Here is a 15,417-nt window from a genome sequence, read left to right as displayed (position 1 = left end):
AGTTCACCGGCTGTTCACCGAAAGCGCAGCGATTCGTCACGCAGCGTGGGTGACGATGGAGACCTCCAGACGCGACCGGCGAACCGGGAGGGGGCCATGCGTCGCTGTGTGACCGCCGCACGGGCGTGCCTCCACGCCTTCGCGCTGCTCCTCGCCGTGCTGCTGGCAGCCCAGGGCGCGAGCGCCCTCCCGTCGGCGACGGCCGAACGCGCGCCCACCGCCGCCCAGTCCTCGGCGCTCTCGGCGCCGGGTGAGGTCGAGCACGAGAACACCGGCTGCCAGGCACGCCGCGCCGCACGCGCCCCCACCTCGCCGCCGCCTCCCGGCGAACGACCGCTGTTCGCGGGCTGCCGCGTGGCCCACTCCCTGGCCGCCACCCACACCAGCGCGCTCCCCGAGACCGGGAGCGCGGGTGTGCCGTGGAGCAGATCCGTCGAGGTTCCCGTCCTGCACCAGGTGTTCCGGCACTGAGCACGGCCACGGCACCCGCACACGTGTGACCCCCGTCCCCCTTGGCGATGTCCAGCGCCGTACGGCGACGTACGGCCGTACGGCGACATCCCTGGCGGTGCGACGCGGGGCCCGCCGCGGGCTGCCGTTCCGGCCTCACTCACCGCATCTTCACCGGAACGCAAGGTAACCGCATGCGCTCTCTGCTCCCTTACACCCGTGCTTTCCCCGCACGTGTCCGTGGCCGCGCCGGCGAAGCCGGGCGCTACGCCCGGCTGGCGGACGGCCAGTCCCCCGAAGCCCTCTTCCTCACCTGCTCCGACTCGCGGGTCCAGCCCGCCGTCTTCACCGGAGCCCTGCCAGGACAGCTGTTCGAGTTGCGCACGGCGGGCAACGTCGTACCGCCCTACGCCACCGGGCACCCCACCGCCGAGGCCGCCACGATCGAGTACGCGGTGTGCGTGCTGGAAGTGCCCGAGATCGTGGTCTGCGGTCACTCGCACTGCGGGGCGGTCGGCGCCCGGGCGCGGGGCGACGACCTGGCGGCCGTGCCCGCCGTCGACGGCTGGCTGAGCAGCCAACTGGCGCCCCGCGCGGAACTGGCGGGCGACGGCGCCGCTCCCGGCGGCCCCGACGTGGCCGCCGCCGTGCAGCGCCACGTACGCGTCCAGCTCGCACGGCTGCGCGACTACCCGTGCGTGGCCGAGCGCCAGGCGGCCGGCCGGCTCGGGGTGCGCGGCTGGTTCTACACCGTCGACACCGGCCAGGTGCACGAACTGGACACGCGCACCGACGCGTTCCTGCCGCTGTGAGGGGTACCGCCATGACGCACACGAACAACACGACCCACGGCTCTGGGCCGGCCGCCCGGCTCAACCCCCTGCGCGGCCGCGGCAGCCTGCGCGCCGACTTCACCGCCTCGCTCGTCGTCTTCCTCGTCGCCCTGCCGCTGTGCGTGGGCATCGCCGTCGCCTCCGGTGTCCCCGCCGAACTCGGGCTGGTCACCGGCATCGTGGGCGGACTGGTCACCGGGCTGCTGCCCGGCAGCAGCCTCCAGGTCAGCGGCCCCGCCGCAGGACTCACGGTGCTGGTCTTCGAGGCCGTACGCACCTTCGGGCTCAGCGGCCTGGGAGTGCTGGTGCTCGCCGCCGGACTGCTGCAACTGCTGATGGGCGCGCTGCGGCTGGGCCGCTGGTTCCGCGCCATCTCCGTCTCCGTCGTCCAGGGCATGCTCGCCGGGATCGGGATGGTGCTGATCGCGGGACAGCTCTACGCGCTCGCCGACGCCGAGGCGCCCGGCAGCGGCCCCGGCAAACTGCTCGGCCTGGGCGCTCTGCTGGTGGACACGGCGGCCGACAACGAGGCCCTGATCGCCGTCGCCCTCGGCGCGGCCACCGTGGCGGTGCTGCTGCTGTGGCCCAGGTGGCGGGCCGCCTCGCGGATGCTGCCGGCTCCGCTGGCCGCCGTCCTGCTCGCCACGGGCGTGACCGTCGGGTTCGACCTGCCGGTGGCACGGGTGGAGGTCCAGGGCCTCTTCGACTCCGTCCAGCCGCCCGGACTCGCCGACTTCTCCTCCCTGGCCTCCGTCGGCATGCTCAGCACCGTCCTGGCCTTCACCCTGATCGCCTCAGCGGAGTCGCTGTTCAGCGCCGCGGCCGTCGACCGGCTGCACGACGGCCCGCGCACCCGCTACGACAAGGAGCTGATGGCCCAGGGCGCCGGCAACACCGTGTGCGGTGTGCTCGGTGCGCTGCCGATGACCGCGGTCATCGTCCGCAGTTCGGCGAACGTGTCGGCCGGAGCGAGGACGAAGGTCTCGCGGGTGCTGCACGGCGTCTGGCTGCTGCTGTTCGCCGCGGCCCTCCCCGCCGCACTCGGCATGATCCCGCTCTGCTCGCTGGCCGGGGTGCTGCTGCACGCGGGCTGGAAGCTGATCCCGCTCAAAGACCTGGGGCCGATGTGGCGCCAGCACCGGGCCGAGGCCGTGGTGCTGGCCGTCACGGCGCTGGCGATCGTCCTGACCGACATGTTCCAGGGCGTGCTGCTGGGGCTGCTGATGGCGGTGGTCAAGACCGCGTGGGAGACCTCGCACGTCCACGTGGAGACCGAGGACCCGGGCGAAGGACAGCCGCTGCGGGTCATGGTGCTGGGCAATGCCACCTTCCTGCGGCTCCCCAAGCTCCAGGACCACTTGGAGGCGCTGCCCGCCGACCGCCGCGTGGAGCTGCGGCTGGAGAAGCTGCGGCACGTCGACCACGCCTGCGCGCTGGCGCTCTCGCAGTGGGAGGAGCAGCACAACAGGGTCGCGGCCCGTACGGAGCCTGTCCACAAGGAGGAGAGCGCTTCTAGCATGATCGGATGACACGATTCGAGGGGTACGCGGCGCTGGTGACCGGCGCCGGACAGGGCATCGGAGCGGCCGTCGCACACCGCCTCGCGGCGGAGGGCGCCCGCGTCCTGGTCACCGACCTGGACGCGGAGCGCGCCCGCGCGGTGGCGGCGGCCGTCCGCGCCGACGGCGGAACCGCCGAGGCACACGGCTGCGACGTGCGCGACGCGGCCGCCGTCGAGTCCGCCGTCACCCGCGCCGCCGAGACCTTCGGCTCTTTGGACGTGCTGGTCAACAACGCCTACTCCTGCCACCGCGACCCGGACCGCTTCGAGGAATGGGACGAGGCGGCCTGGTACGAGGACTTCGAGGTGACCCTGCACGGCGCGGCCCGGTGCGCCCGGGCCGCGCTGCCTCTGCTGGCCGCGGCCCCTGGCCGGGGGGCGATCGTCAGCGTCGGCTCCGTCAACGCCGAAGCGCACTTCGGCGACCACGCCTACAGCGCGGCCAAGGCCGGACTCGCCTCCCTGACCCGTACCCTGGCCGTCGAGTCGGCCCCGCGGGGCGTGCGGGTCAACCTCGTCGAACCGGGCACCGTGCGCACCGACGTGTGGCGGGAGCGGGCCGCGATGCTTGCGGAGGTCTCGGCCCACTATCCGCTCGGGCGCGTCGGTGAGCCGTCCGACATCGCGGCGGCCGTCGCCTTCCTGGCGTCCTCGGACGCGGCCTGGATCACCGGCGTCACGCTGCCGGTCGACGGAGGGCTGCTGGTGTCCAACCTGGCGATGAACCGCACGATGGCCCACGGCTGACCTGAGGGCGCCCGGTTGAGGAGCACCCTCGCGATACCGCGGCGCGCGAACGGCACCCCGCCCAGGCGGGCCGCGGATACTTGGGCCATGCGCGTTGCGGTGATGACGGCGGGCTCGCGGGGCGACATCGCGCCCTGCACGGGTCTCGCGCACGGCCTGGCGGCGGGCTGCCGTCTCGGGCTGGTCGCCGGTGCAGATCTCGCAATCCACACCGAGCCAGAAGACCTCACCCCCTTCAAGACCACCAGCCGGTGAACACCGTCACCAACCTCCATGGACAGAACGCCTAGGGCTCCTCCTGGGGCGGGGCGGTCGTGAACATGCTCTTCTCACCGGGGTGGCGCGGCAGGGCGCGCATGCCGTCGATGAGCATGGTCAGGCCCTGCTCGAATGCTTCTGGGGATTCCGGGGGGCCGCCGCGCTGGATCGCCTCCATGAGGAGCGGGGCCAGGGCGCTTTCGAGCGCCGCGTCCTGGGTGCCGCGGCGTTTACCGTGCCGCGGTGCCGGTGGGGCCCCCTCGCTGCGTCGGCTCTGTGCGGCCTGTTCCTCCAGGGTGAATCCGGTGACGTAATGCCCGATGGCGATGATCGCGCGCATCGCGTGCACCGGATCGAAGCCGAAGCCGACAAGGACGCGGAGGTCGGCCTCGGCCAACGCCGCGATTTCGGGCCCGGGGCTGGTGCCGGCGATCAGGCGGGCGCCGTCGCGGCGGGACAGCAGGAGGCGGTGGCGGGCGTGGGCGCGGGCGGCGATCCATGTGTCCCACGTCTCACCGTCGCCGGGTGGCGGTGCCTCCTGTGGCATCTGCAGGTGTTGGGCCATGAGGTCCAGCAGCTCCTGCTTGTTGCGGAAATGCCAGTACAGAGCGGGGTTCTGCACGCCGAGCCGGGCCGCGAGCCGACGCACGGTCAGTCCGTCGAGCCCGACCTCGTCGAGCAGCTTCAAGGCCGCGTCGGCGACAACGTCGCGATCGAGTTCGGCGCGTTGGGCACCGGGGGCGGTAGTGGAGGCAGGGGGACGGAGGTTGGTCACGTATGCATCTTAGCGGTGCTCAGGGTACTATGATGACAAATCCTTAGCGCCGCTAAGGGTGCCTGCGTTGAGGAAGTCTCGCATGTCTATGCCAATAACAACCGACGCCCCGGCCGCCGCGCCTGCGCCGACCTCGGACCGCCGCACCCGGGCCCTCCTCGCCTGCGGCGTCGGCCCGCTGCTGTTCATCGTCGTGATCTTGATCGAGGGCGCGTTCCGCCCCGGCTACAGCGCCCTGCACCACTGGGGCAGCGAACTCAGCCTGAGCGAGTACGGCTGGCAGCAGATCATCAATTTCCTCGTGGCGGGCGTGATGACCCTCGCCTTCGCCGTGGGCCTGCGCCGCGCGCTGGCCCCGCGCGGCGGTCCGGGCGCGGCCGCCATCCCCCTGCTGACCGGACTCCTCGGCGTCTGCCTCATCGTTCAGGGCGTCTTCGTCTGCGACCCATACGTGGGCTATCCCGCCGGCAGCCAGGGAACGGCTGATGCGTCCTTCCACGGCTGGGTGCACGGCATCAACATGTTCCCGACCTTCGTCGCCTACAGCGGTGTCATCCTCGCCGCCGCCTACTGCGCCTTCCGGCGCCGCGACGGCCTCCCGTGGGCGCTCTTCAGCCTGATCGCCGGCATCGTCGTCCCGGTCGCCCTCTACATCGGCATCACCCGCTTCAACATGGACACCCAGACCGGCACCTATCACGGCCTGTGGCAGCGCATCAGCCTCGGCACCGGCGGCCTCTGGTTCGCCCTACTGGCCGCACGCCTGCTACGCCGGCACGACTCCCACCCGCGCAGCACGGCAGCGACGGGCTGACAACAACGCGGTGGCAGACGGCACCGCGACCCGCTCGGGCCACGCAAAGCCAGAGCCTCACGACCGACCGCCACAACTGATGCCACTGGTAAGCCGATTTCAGGCTCACCCGCGGGCACCGTGCCGCGTCCGGCGGCTTGATCTTCTGCTCGAACAGCTCGGCCGCCTGCATCCGTACCGTCTTTCGGCGCCGGCGCCCCGCAGGAGTCAGCCCGCCCCCATCCGCATACCTCACACGTCACGGGATACAGCCACCGCTCCAGGCCCTTCAGGAACTCCGCAAAGATCCACCCCGACGAGCCGAAGTGAGTAACGTGTAAGCCATGACTACCAGCACGAACCATTACACCTATGAGGTCGGAGCCGGTGTCCCCGACGTCGAGACCTTCCGCGCGCTCCGCCACGCGTGCGGGATGGGGCCGAGGCCCGTCGAGGCCGTGGCGCGCGGCCTGCCGGGCACCTGGTACGGCGTGGTGGTCGAGGCGGTGCCCACCCACGGCGAGGAGGCCACCGGGCGCATCGTCGGCATGGGGCGGGTGATCGGCGACGGAGGCTCCTGCTTCCAGATCGCGGACGTGTGCGTCCTGCCCGCGCACCAGGGCAGAGGGCTCGGCAAGCGGATCATGGCGGAGCTGACCGGCGAACTGGAACGGCGCGCCCCGGCGGGCGCCTATGTCTCCCTCATCGCCGACGGCGACGCGTACCACCTCTACAGCCGCTTCGGTTTCACCGAGACGGCACCGCACTCCATCGGCATGCACCGCAAGGTCTGACCGGACCGCGGGGCTTTTGACCGGTCCGCGGGGCCCGCGCGGCGGGCCGGGTCCCGCTGTCCGCCCCGCCGCGTGAGGCGGGGCGGACAGCGGGAGGGACCCGGTGGCTACCGCTCGCAGGTCAGGGAGCCTTCGGCGGCGCCCTCGATCAGCTTCTCGTGGGCCGCCTTGAGGCGGCCCGTGTCCGGCTTGACGACCCGGCGGTCGTAGGTGAGCAGGCCGTTCAACTCGCCCTCCAGGTCGGTGATCTGGGTGTAGACGGCGCCGCTGCCGCCCTCGCAGGCGGCGAACTGCTCGACCTCGGCCAGCTTCGCCAGGTACTCGTCGGTGTACGCGTCCTTCTCCACCCCGACGTAGGTGTGCCGCACGGGCCAGGCGTGGCCCGGCACGGCGAGCCCCAGGCCGCCGTACTCGCCGCTCACCAGCGCCCTTCGACCGTCGGGCTCGGGCAGCTGTGCGCTCGGGTAGCCGTGCGCGTCGGAGATGTCGCCGTTGCCGCCGTCGACCGCGCCGCAGCAGTTGTGCCCGCTCATGTTGTTCACCAGCCGCGTCGGGTCGAGCCCCTTGGCGTAGTCGGCGATGCGGGCCTGGTCGTACTGGCCCCAGCCCTCGTTGAAGGTGACCCACATGATCACCGAGGGGTGGCTGTCGTGCTGCCGGATCATCTCCCGCATCTCGTGCTCGTACTGGGCGCGGGCCGCACTGTCGGGGGTGCGGTCCGAGCGCATGGAGGGCATGTCCTGCCACACCAGCAGGCCGAGCCGGTCGGCGTGGTAGAACCAGCGGTCGGGTTCGACCTTGATGTGCTTGCGTACGGAGTTGAAGCCCATCTTCTTGTGCTGCCGAAGGTCGTACGCGAGCGCCTCGTCGGTCGGGGCGGTGTGCAGGCTCTCGGGCCAGAAGCCCTGGTCGAGCGTGGCCATGGAGAAGACGGGCTTGCCGTTGAGCACCATGCGCCGCTCGCCGTCGACCGTCTCGACGGAGATCTCGCGCATGCCGAAGTAGCTGTCCACCGTGTCGACGGAACGCCCCTCGCCCACCCGCACCGTGAGGGTGTAGAGGTGCGGGTCGTCGGGCGACCACAGGTGCGGTTCGGGCACGGGCACCTCGAAGGGCTCGGTGCCGCTGCCGGTGGCCCGGCCGACCTCCTTCCTCCCGTCGCGGACGACGGCGGTGACGGGCACGCCGTCGCGCACGCCGCGCGCGGTGACCGAGACCTGCTCGCCGGACAGGTCGGGGGTGGTGTGCACATCGGTCGTGTGGTCGGCGGCGACCGGCTCCATCCACACGGTCTGCCAGATGCCGGAGGAGGGCGTGTACCAGATGCCCTCGGGGCTCAGCCGCTGCTTGCCGACGGGCGGGTTGGGGCCCTCGGCGCCGTCGGTCGGATCGTAGACGCCGACGACCAGCTCCTGGCGGCCACCGGGCTTCAGCGCGTCGGTCACATCGGCGGTGAAGCGGTCGTAGCCGCCCTTGTGCGTGGCGACGCGCTCGCCGTTGACGTAGACCGTGGCCTGCCAGTCGACGGCGTCGAAGGTCAGGTGCAGCCGCTTGCCCCGGGGCCCTTCACCGACTTTCCAGCCCTTGGGCACGGTGAACGTCCGCTTGTACCACATGCGTTCCTCGTGCCGCTCGACGCCGGAGAGCCGGGATTCGACGGGGTAGGGCACCAGGATCTTCTCGTCCAGCCGCTTGTCGCGCCCGACCGGCGGCGCCTGGCCCTTCTCCGCCGACGCGAACTGCCAGGTGCCGTTGAGGTTGCGCCACTGATCGCGCTTCAGCTGGGGCCTGGGATACTCGGGCAGCGCGTTGCCGGGACCGGCCTCCTGGGCCCAGCGGGTGGACAGCTGGTACTCGGAACGGTTGTCGCCGCTCGCCCAGAAGGCGCCGATCGCCTCGCCGTCCGCGCCGGCCAGACCGCCCTCGCCGTCGTAGCGCACCTCGGCGGATCCGCCCTGGCCGACGACGGGCTCGGTGAGCGGGACGAGGAGCGCGTACGGGTCCTCCGCGTCGGTTCTGGGCTGCCCCAGCGGCCACTCGGCGCCGCCGATGACGGCCTCGAGGTGGTCGCGCAGTGCGGCGGGCGGCCCGGCGAGGCGCTGCGGGAAGCGGAGTTGGAGGGTGCGTCCCGAGGCGAGGACGTGCGTCTCGGCGGGGCCGTCGTACTCGAAGCCGTCGGGGAGGGTGAGGGCGGTCCGCGGTATGGCCGTCTTCTCCCCGCCGGGCGGGGTCCAGCGCACATGGAGGTTGGAGCCGCCGTCCTCCTCGAAGTACTCGACCTTGAGGTCGTAGGCGCGCCCCGCGGTCAGTTCGACGGGCTCGGAGGTGATCTCCTTGTCCCAGTCGGCGACCCAGTGGTCGATGACGAGTTCGCCGCCGACCCACACGCGGAAACCGTTGTCGCCGGTGACGTGGAAGGTGTGCGCGCCCGTCCTGTCCGGGGTGAGCCGGCCGGTCCAGCGGACGCTGGCGTGGTCGCTGCGGCCCGCCCGTTCGCTCAGCCGCGGCTCCAGGTCGTCGAAGTCGAGCGCGGGGTCGAAGGCGGTGGCCTGGAGGGTGCCGAAGTCGTGGGCTCCGGGGGCGGTCTGCGTCCAGTACTCGCCCTTGAGGCCGTGCACCGCGGGCGGGTCGTCGGCGGCGGCCGCGGCCGGCGGCGAGGAGCCGAGCGCGGCGGCCAGGAGGGCGAGGAGTGCGAGGGCGGCGGTGAGCGCCGCCGGCCAGGGGTGTGCGCGTCTCACGGGGACCTCCGGGTGGGTGCGGTGGTGTGCTCCGTGCGGGTCCGGCGGACATCGAGCCGAACGTCGAGAACGCTGAGCGGACCTCACGACTGACATCGTTGTCAGGGTGCGATCGGGGCTCGTTGCCAGCGTGCGATTCTGTAGCTCACTGTCGGAACGTGTTGGAACACGCGCAGTACGCATGAGAGCACGCGGCGTCAGCGGCTGTCCAGAGCCGCGACACCCGCCCCGCCGCGACGCACCCGGGACCGCGTACGGCGAAGGGGCCCGGACCTGTAGATCCGGGCCCCTTCGCACCGCTCGGCGGAGAACGGACGCCTCAGACGTCCACACCCCGGTTGCGCAGCCACGGCACCGGGTCGACGCCTGAGCCGACCTCCGGCGTGACCCTGACCTCGAAGTGCAGGTGCGGACCTGTCGAGTTGCCCGTGTTGCCCGACAGCCCGATCCGCTCCCCCGCGCGCACGTGCGCGCCCTTCTTGGTCTGGATGCGGGAGAGGTGCGCGTACTGGGTGTAGTAGCCGTTCGGGTGCCGGATGACGATGTGGTTGCCGAACGGGCCGCCGCACTCCGTCTTGACGACGGTGCCCGCGCCGACCGCCCGCACGGGGGTGCCGACCCCCACCGCGAAGTCCTGTCCCGTGTGGCTGTGCGCCCAGCGCTTGCCCGAGGAGGCGAAGCCCGCGGAGAGCGTGTAGCCCTTCACGGGCTTCACCCACTTCGCGCCGCTGTGCCCCCGCTTGGCCGGCGGCGGGCTGTAGGCGCAGCCACCCGAGGAGCTGGCGGGCACCGCCTGGAGCGCCGCGCGCGTCACCGGGCCTGCGGCGCGTGCCGCCCGGTCCGCGCGCTCCTGCCGCAGCCGCACCCTGGCCTGCGCGAGCCGCCGCTCGACGGTGCGCGCGGCGCGCTGCTGACGCGTGGCGTCCGCCTTCAGCCTGCCCAGCAGGGCGCGTTCGTGCGCCCGGTCGCGCACGAGCCGGCGCTGGGTGCCCTTGGTGGTGTGCAGCAGCCGCCGGAAGGCGTGGTCGCCCTGGCGCTGCGAACGCAGCTTGCCGAGCAGGACCTCGGGCGAAGAGGTCGTCAGCAGGCGGGTGCTGGGGGCCCAGCCGCCCTGCTGGTACTGCAGGCGTGCCACGGCACCGAGTTGCCTGTGCAGCGTCCGCAGTCGCCGCTCGCCACGGTGGACGGCGCGAGCGGCGTGCCGGGCGGCCACCCGCTGTGCCGACGCCTTGCGCTGGGCGGCCTCGAACCGCGCGGAGGCGGCGGTGGCCTCGCGGTAGAGGGCGGCGATCCGGTCGGGCAGGGGCTGCGCGGCCTCGGAGGGGCCCTTCGCCTGGGCGGCCCCCGTGGCGTGCGGCGCACCACCGGCGAGCACCGCGGCGCACAGCAGTGCGGCCAGTGGAGCCGCCGCCCGTCTCTTTCGTACGGCCTGAGTCATGGCACGATCGTGCGTCCGCGCACCCCGCAGGACGGGGCGCGCGGGCGCGGCACGCGGGCGGCTTGGGCCGTTCGACGCAGCCGGCTGTCGCCGGGACGGGTGCTTTTCGGCCCGGCCCTGATAGCCGGACCGAGCCGGCCCGGGCGCCCAGCGGACGCCCCCGAGGCCCCTCCGGCCCGCTGCCTGCTGTCCGGTGCCCGGTGCCCGCCGCACCCCCGAAAACTTGTTTCAACGTACACGGAAGTGCATCATGGGCGTATGCATAAGCGGGTTATGGACTCGACGGCCTCCCAGGAGGAGCCGGACGAGCTGATCATCGCGGTCGAGCAGATGGTCCGCTACGTACGCCGCAGCGCCACCGCGGGCGACCTGAGCACCGCGGCCAGCCAGGCGCTGGCCCGTCTCGGCCGCGAGGGCCCGCAGCGGCTGACCGAACTGGCCAGGGCCGAAGGCGTCTCGCAGCCGAACATGACCCAGCTCATGACCCGGATGGAGCGCGCCGGGCTCATCCGGCGCACCGCGGACACCAGCGACGGCCGCGGCGTGCTCGTGGAGGCCACCGACGCGGGCCTCGAACTCTTCCACCGGCGCCGCGCCGAGCGCGCCCAGGCGCTCGAGGAGCTCCTCGGCGAGCTGAGCGAACCCGAACAGCGCGCGGTGCGCCTCGCGCTGCCCGCGCTGGCCCGCGCGATCCAGGGCCGCAGGCCCGGCCCCTGACCCCGCGCCCCACCCATCCCCCTCGTCCCCTCGTCCCTTCGTCCCCGCATCCGCCAACGTCCCGGAAGAGAAGCACACATGAGTGCACCGCAAGGAAAGGCCGCCAGCCCCTTCAAGCAGCCCAAGGCCGTGTGGGCCGTCGCGTTCGCCTGCGTGATCTCGTTCATGGGCATCGGACTGGTCGACCCGATCCTGCCCGCACTGGCCGAGAGCCTCGACGCCACCCCCAGCCAGGTCTCCCTGCTCTTCAGCAGCTACCTGATCGTCACCGCGGTCGCCATGCTGATCGTCGGCTGGTTCTCCAGCCGCTTCGGCGCCAAACGCACCCTGGTCATAGGCCTGTCGGTCATCGTCGTCTTCGCGGCGCTGGCCGGCGCCTCCGGATCCATCAACGGCATCGTCGGCTTCCGGGCCGGCTGGGGGCTGGGCAACGCCCTGTTCATCGCCACCTCGCTGGCCGTGATCGTCGCCTCGGCCAGCGGCGGATTCGGCGGCGCGATCATCCTGTACGAGACGGCCCTGGGGCTCGGCATCGCCGTCGGACCGCTGCTCGGCGGCGAACTGGGAGCCATCAGCTGGCGCGGTCCCTTCTTCGGCGTCGCCGTCCTCATGGCGATCGCGCTGGCGGCCACGGTGGCCTTCGTGCCCAACCTCCCCAAACCCGCACGCCCCACCTCAGCGCTCGCCCCGCTCAAGGCGCTGCGCCACCGCGGCCTGCTGACCATGGGCATCATGGCGCTGCTCTACAACTGGGGCTTCTTCACCATGCTCGGCTACGCGCCCTACCCCATGGAGCTGAGCGCCCACGAACTCGGGCTGGTCTTCACCGGCTGGGGGCTGCTGGTGGCCGCCTTCAGCGTCTTCTTCGCCCCGCGCCTCCAGGCCCGCTGGGGCACGGCGCCGGTGCTCTACGCCAACCTGCTGGGCCTGGGCATCGTGATGGCCGTCATCGCGGCGGGGGTCACCACACCGACGACGGTGATCGTCGCGGTCATCGTCAGCGGCGCCTTCATCGGCATCAACAACACCCTCACCACCCAGGCCGTCATGCTCGTCGCCCCCGTCGAGCGCCCCGTCGCCTCCTCCTCCTACGGCTTCCTGCGCTTCATCGGCGGCGGCCTGGCCCCCTACGTGGCCGGCAAGCTCGCCGACGCCACCGACCTGAGCGTCCCCTTCTACCTGGGCGCCGCCACCTTCCTGCTCGCCATCCCGGTCCTGGCCAGCGGCCACCGGCTGCTGCGCCAGGCCGAGGCGAGCCCCGACGCGGAGGAGCCCGTCACCCCGGCCCTGCGGCCCGTCGGTGACGCGGCGGCCGCGGGCGGCGCGCCCCCGGTCATCGTGGCCGTCGGCGCCCACGCGCGGGCCGCCACGATCGTGGACACCGCCGCCCGGTACGCCGAGCACTCCGGGAGTCCGCTGGAGGTCGTCCACGTCCGGCAGTCCGCCGTCGTCGAGGAGCAGGCCGTCGAGACGGAGGACGCCGACCAGGCCCGCGCCGCCGTCAAGGCCCACCTGGACCGGCTCGCTGCGGGCGGTGTCCCCGCGACGGGGCAGGTACTCGACAGCGTCGGCGACCACGCCGCCGCGGGGCGCGTACTGGCCCGGCACGCCGCCGAGGTCGGGGCCCGGGCCGTCACGGTCGGCCGCTCGCCGCGCGGCGCGCTCGCCCAGTTCGCGGACGGCAGCTTCACCGCGGCGCTCACCCACGCCGCCGCCTGCGACGTACTCCTCGTCGACCCCGACGCCGGGCCGCGGCCGCTGACCGCAGGCACGCTGACCGAACTGCGGAGCGGGGCGGCGTGAGCGCCACCGGCGGCTGAACGCGGCAGGGCCCCGGGGGACTTCCCCCGGGGCCCTGCCGCTTGAGAGGCCGGGGCGCCTGACACGGCCCCCGGCGTCACGCCCGGCGGGTGGACGACGTGGGCGTCAGGCCCGGGGAGAGTGCCTGGCGCCCGGCTGCCCGCGGCCGGTGTCCGGGTGCCCGTGGCCGGCGTCCGGCTGCTCGTGGTGGGAAGTGCCGGACTCGGCGTCGTGGCCGCCGGGTTCGGGCCGCGGGCGCAGCAGCACCCAGGCCAGTGCGGCGGCCACCACCAGGAGGGCGGCGCCGGCCATGCCGGTGAAGCGGATGCCGGTGGCGAAGGCGTCCCTGGCCTCCTCCGCCAGTACCCTGCCGGGCTGGCCGCCCAGCCGTGCGGCGGCCGCCAGCGCGTTGCCGAGCGTCTCGCGCGCGGCCTCCAGCACGCGCGACGGCACCCCGTCCACCGGGTCGAGGCCCATGCGGTACGCGGAGGTGAGCACGCTGCCCAGCACGGCGATACCCAGCGCGCCGCCCAACTCGATGCCCGTCTCGGAGACGGCCGAGGCGGCACCGGCCCGTTCGGGCGGGACGGTGGAGAGGACCATCTCGTTGGTCAGCGTCATGACCGTCCCCACCCCGAGGCTCACCAGGCAGAAGGCGAGGACGACCACGGCGACCCCGTGTCCCAGGGGCACGGCGGTCATGGCGGCGAACCCGAGCGCGGCGGTCGCCAGCCCGGCGCTGATCAGCTGCCGCAGCCCGGTGCGCCGCGCCGCGGCCGCGGCGAAGAAGCCGGAGGCCACCGACAGTGCGGCGCCCGGCAGCAGCATCAGTCCGCCGCGCAGGGGCGAGAGCCCTTCGGAGAGCTGGAGGAACTGGGGGATGAAGAAGAGGGATCCGGCCATCACGAAGATGACGAGCATGTTGGTGACGATGGCTGCGGAGAAGTGGCGGATGCGGAAGAGCGAGATGTCGATGAGCGGGTCGGCCAGGGTCCGCTGGCGGCGTACGAACACGGTGCCGAAGGCCAGGCCCACGAGCAGGAACGGCAGGGATTGCAGCGCGTCGCCGTGCGCGAAGGTCTTGATGGCGTAGACGACGGGCAGCACCGTCAGCAGGGTGAGCGCGGCGCTGGGCAGGTCGAAGCGGCCCGGCGCGGGATCCTTGGTCTCGGGCACCAGCAGCGGCAGCCCGACGAGGGCGAGTACGACCAGCGGCAGGTTGATCAGAAAGACCGAGCCCCACCAGAAGTGCTCCAGCAGGATGCCGCCGACGACGGGCCCGAGCGCTGATCCGGCGCTGAACGCGGAGCCCCAGGCGGCGACGGCGACGAGGCGCTGCCGCTGGTCGCGGAACATGCTGCGCAGCAGCGAGAGCGTGGAGGGCATGAGCGTGGCGCCGGCGACACCGAGCAGCACGCGGGCGCCGATCAGGGCCACGGCGCTGGGGGCGTAGGCGGCGAGTGCGGAGGCCACGCCGAATCCGGCGCAGCCGGCCATCAGCAGTTTGCGCCTGCCGATGCGGTCCCCGAGCGTGCCCATGGTCACCAGCAGCCCGGCGAGGACGAAGGAGTAGATGTCCACGAGCCACAGCAGCTGGGTGCTGGAGGGGGCGAGGTCCTCGCTGAGCGCGGGTACGGCGAAGCCGAGGACCGTCAGGTCGACGGCGATCAGCAGCACGGGCAGTGTGAGGACGACCAGCCCCGCCCACTCGCGCGGTCCGGCCTTCACGGTCGCCTCGGGTGCCATGGGAGGGGTCTCTCCGTTCGTGTCAAACGATTTTTGTGTACGAGCGTACATAAAGCTGTGTACTAGGGTACACAAAATCGCCGCAGGAAACGGAGAGAGGCGGGGTGCGCCCATGGGAGCCAAGCGGGGACCTGCCGACCCGGAGCGCCGGGAGCGGATCATGGCCGCCACCGAGCGGATCCTGCTGGAGAACGGCATCACGGGGCTCAGCCACCGCGCGGTCGCCCGCGAGGCGGACGTACCCCTCGGCTCGACCACCTACTACTTCGCCACCCTCGACGACCTGCTGGACGCGGCCATCCGCAGGCTCAGCGAGCGCTACGCGCGCGCCCTGCACGAGTGGGGCGCGGCCCTGGGCGAGGTCTCCCCCGGCGAGCTGGTCGAGGCGCTGGCCGACCTCGTCGTCAGCCAGCTGCGCGACAACCGCGCCGAGCTGGTGCTCTCCTTCGAACTGTCCACCGCCGCCATGCGCCGCCCCGAGCTGCGCGACTCGGCGCTGCTCTACGCCGAGACCGAGCGCGAGGTGCTGAGCGCGCACACCGACGAGCAGACCGCCCGGGCACTCTCCCGCGTGCTCGACGGCCTGCTCCTCCAGTCCCTCGCAGCCGCGGCGCCGCCCGACCGGGCCGACATCACGGGCCCGCTCGCGGCGCTGCTGACCCCCTGAGAGGCCCCGACGCCAGGTCGGCGCCTGGTGCGGCGCCGGCCGTACGGGCAGCGGCAAGGGGCAGGGCCCGGATCCGCCCCGTTGCGGGTGGATCCGGGCC

14 protein-coding genes and 1 pseudogene are annotated in these 15,417 nt (G+C 72.9%); 10 read left to right on the top strand and 5 right to left on the bottom strand.

What is annotated here, in order from left to right:
- The first annotated feature begins 96 nt into the window (after positions 1-96).
- The 5 genes from DQ392_RS01385 (at position 97) to DQ392_RS34245 (ending at position 3,846) form a co-directional block, all read left to right on the top strand.
- Complete coding sequence (locus tag DQ392_RS01385) at positions 97-471, top strand: hypothetical protein (RefSeq protein WP_147266463.1); 375 nt, start codon at positions 97-99, stop codon at positions 469-471.
- A 173-nt stretch (positions 472-644) separates the two neighbouring features.
- Positions 645-1,262 carry a carbonic anhydrase gene (locus DQ392_RS01380; RefSeq protein ID WP_114013583.1) on the top strand — a complete coding sequence of 206 codons (618 nt, stop codon included), beginning with the start codon at positions 645-647 and terminating at the stop codon, positions 1,260-1,262.
- 11 nt (positions 1,263-1,273) lie between these two features.
- Positions 1,274-2,812 (top strand): SulP family inorganic anion transporter, encoded by a 1,539-nt coding sequence (locus tag DQ392_RS01375; protein WP_114013582.1) that lies wholly within the window; start codon positions 1,274-1,276, stop codon positions 2,810-2,812.
- On the top strand, positions 2,809-3,591 hold the full coding sequence (locus DQ392_RS01370) for an SDR family NAD(P)-dependent oxidoreductase (RefSeq protein WP_114013581.1): 783 nt from the start codon (positions 2,809-2,811) through the stop codon (positions 3,589-3,591). Before DQ392_RS01375 ends, DQ392_RS01370 begins: the two co-directional genes overlap by 4 nt.
- An 87-nt stretch (positions 3,592-3,678) precedes the next feature.
- Positions 3,679-3,846 (top strand): hypothetical protein, encoded by a 168-nt coding sequence (locus DQ392_RS34245; RefSeq protein WP_181856237.1) that lies wholly within the window; start codon positions 3,679-3,681, stop codon positions 3,844-3,846.
- A 31-nt stretch (positions 3,847-3,877) separates the two neighbouring features.
- Here DQ392_RS34245 and DQ392_RS01365 read toward each other — a convergent pair whose 3' ends face one another.
- On the bottom strand, positions 3,878-4,624 hold the full coding sequence (locus DQ392_RS01365; RefSeq protein WP_114013580.1) for a TetR/AcrR family transcriptional regulator C-terminal domain-containing protein: 747 nt from the start codon (positions 4,622-4,624) through the stop codon (positions 3,878-3,880).
- Positions 4,625-4,706: 82 nt separating this feature from the next.
- Between DQ392_RS01365 and DQ392_RS01360 the strand changes: the two genes are divergently transcribed.
- Complete coding sequence (locus tag DQ392_RS01360) at positions 4,707-5,438, top strand: DUF998 domain-containing protein (protein ID WP_114013579.1); 732 nt, start codon at positions 4,707-4,709, stop codon at positions 5,436-5,438.
- Here DQ392_RS01360 and DQ392_RS36110 read toward each other — a convergent pair.
- Positions 5,417-5,673 (bottom strand): annotated as a pseudogene (locus DQ392_RS36110) (helix-turn-helix domain-containing protein); the annotation flags it as partial. The gene DQ392_RS01360 and the pseudogene DQ392_RS36110 overlap by 22 nt on opposite strands.
- A gap of 88 nt (positions 5,674-5,761) precedes the next feature.
- Here DQ392_RS36110 and DQ392_RS01350 point away from each other — a divergent pair.
- Entirely contained in the window at positions 5,762-6,211 is a 450-nt protein-coding gene (locus tag DQ392_RS01350) for a GNAT family N-acetyltransferase (protein ID WP_114013578.1), read from the top strand.
- Positions 6,212-6,318: 107 nt separating this feature from the next.
- On the opposite strand, the gene DQ392_RS01345 is transcribed toward DQ392_RS01350, so the two are convergent.
- Together DQ392_RS01345 and DQ392_RS01340 are read right to left on the bottom strand one after the other, a co-directional pair.
- Positions 6,319-8,949 carry a PA14 domain-containing protein gene (locus DQ392_RS01345; protein ID WP_425470456.1) on the bottom strand — a complete coding sequence of 877 codons (2,631 nt, stop codon included), beginning with the start codon at positions 8,947-8,949 and terminating at the stop codon, positions 6,319-6,321.
- Positions 8,950-9,268: 319 nt separating this feature from the next.
- Positions 9,269-10,387, bottom strand: a complete 1,119-nt coding sequence (locus DQ392_RS01340; RefSeq protein WP_245981026.1) for a M23 family metallopeptidase — start codon at positions 10,385-10,387, stop codon at positions 9,269-9,271.
- Between the two features lie 258 nt (positions 10,388-10,645).
- Here DQ392_RS01340 and DQ392_RS01335 point away from each other — a divergent pair, with 258 nt between their 5' ends.
- A complete protein-coding gene (locus tag DQ392_RS01335; RefSeq protein ID WP_114013576.1) occupies positions 10,646-11,104 on the top strand; it encodes a MarR family winged helix-turn-helix transcriptional regulator in 459 nt (152 codons plus the stop codon).
- Between the two features lie 78 nt (positions 11,105-11,182).
- Positions 11,183-12,907 carry an MFS transporter gene (locus DQ392_RS01330; protein ID WP_114013575.1) on the top strand — a complete coding sequence of 575 codons (1,725 nt, stop codon included), beginning with the start codon at positions 11,183-11,185 and terminating at the stop codon, positions 12,905-12,907.
- Positions 12,908-13,030: 123 nt separating this feature from the next.
- On the opposite strand, the gene DQ392_RS01325 is transcribed toward DQ392_RS01330, so the two are convergent.
- The gene (locus DQ392_RS01325; RefSeq protein ID WP_114013574.1) at positions 13,031-14,650 is read right to left on the bottom strand and encodes an MFS transporter; all 1,620 of its coding nucleotides are present in this window, start codon (positions 14,648-14,650) and stop codon (positions 13,031-13,033) included.
- Positions 14,651-14,762: 112 nt separating this feature from the next.
- Between DQ392_RS01325 and DQ392_RS01320 the strand changes: the two genes are divergently transcribed.
- Complete coding sequence (locus DQ392_RS01320) at positions 14,763-15,317, top strand: TetR/AcrR family transcriptional regulator (RefSeq protein ID WP_114013573.1); 555 nt, start codon at positions 14,763-14,765, stop codon at positions 15,315-15,317.
- Positions 15,318-15,417: the final 100 nt, after the last annotated feature.

Source organism: Streptomyces reniochalinae (assembly GCF_003323735.1).
Lineage (GTDB): Bacteria > Actinomycetota > Actinomycetes > Streptomycetales > Streptomycetaceae > Streptomyces > Streptomyces reniochalinae.
This window is presented reverse-complemented; position numbering and strand designations above follow the sequence as displayed.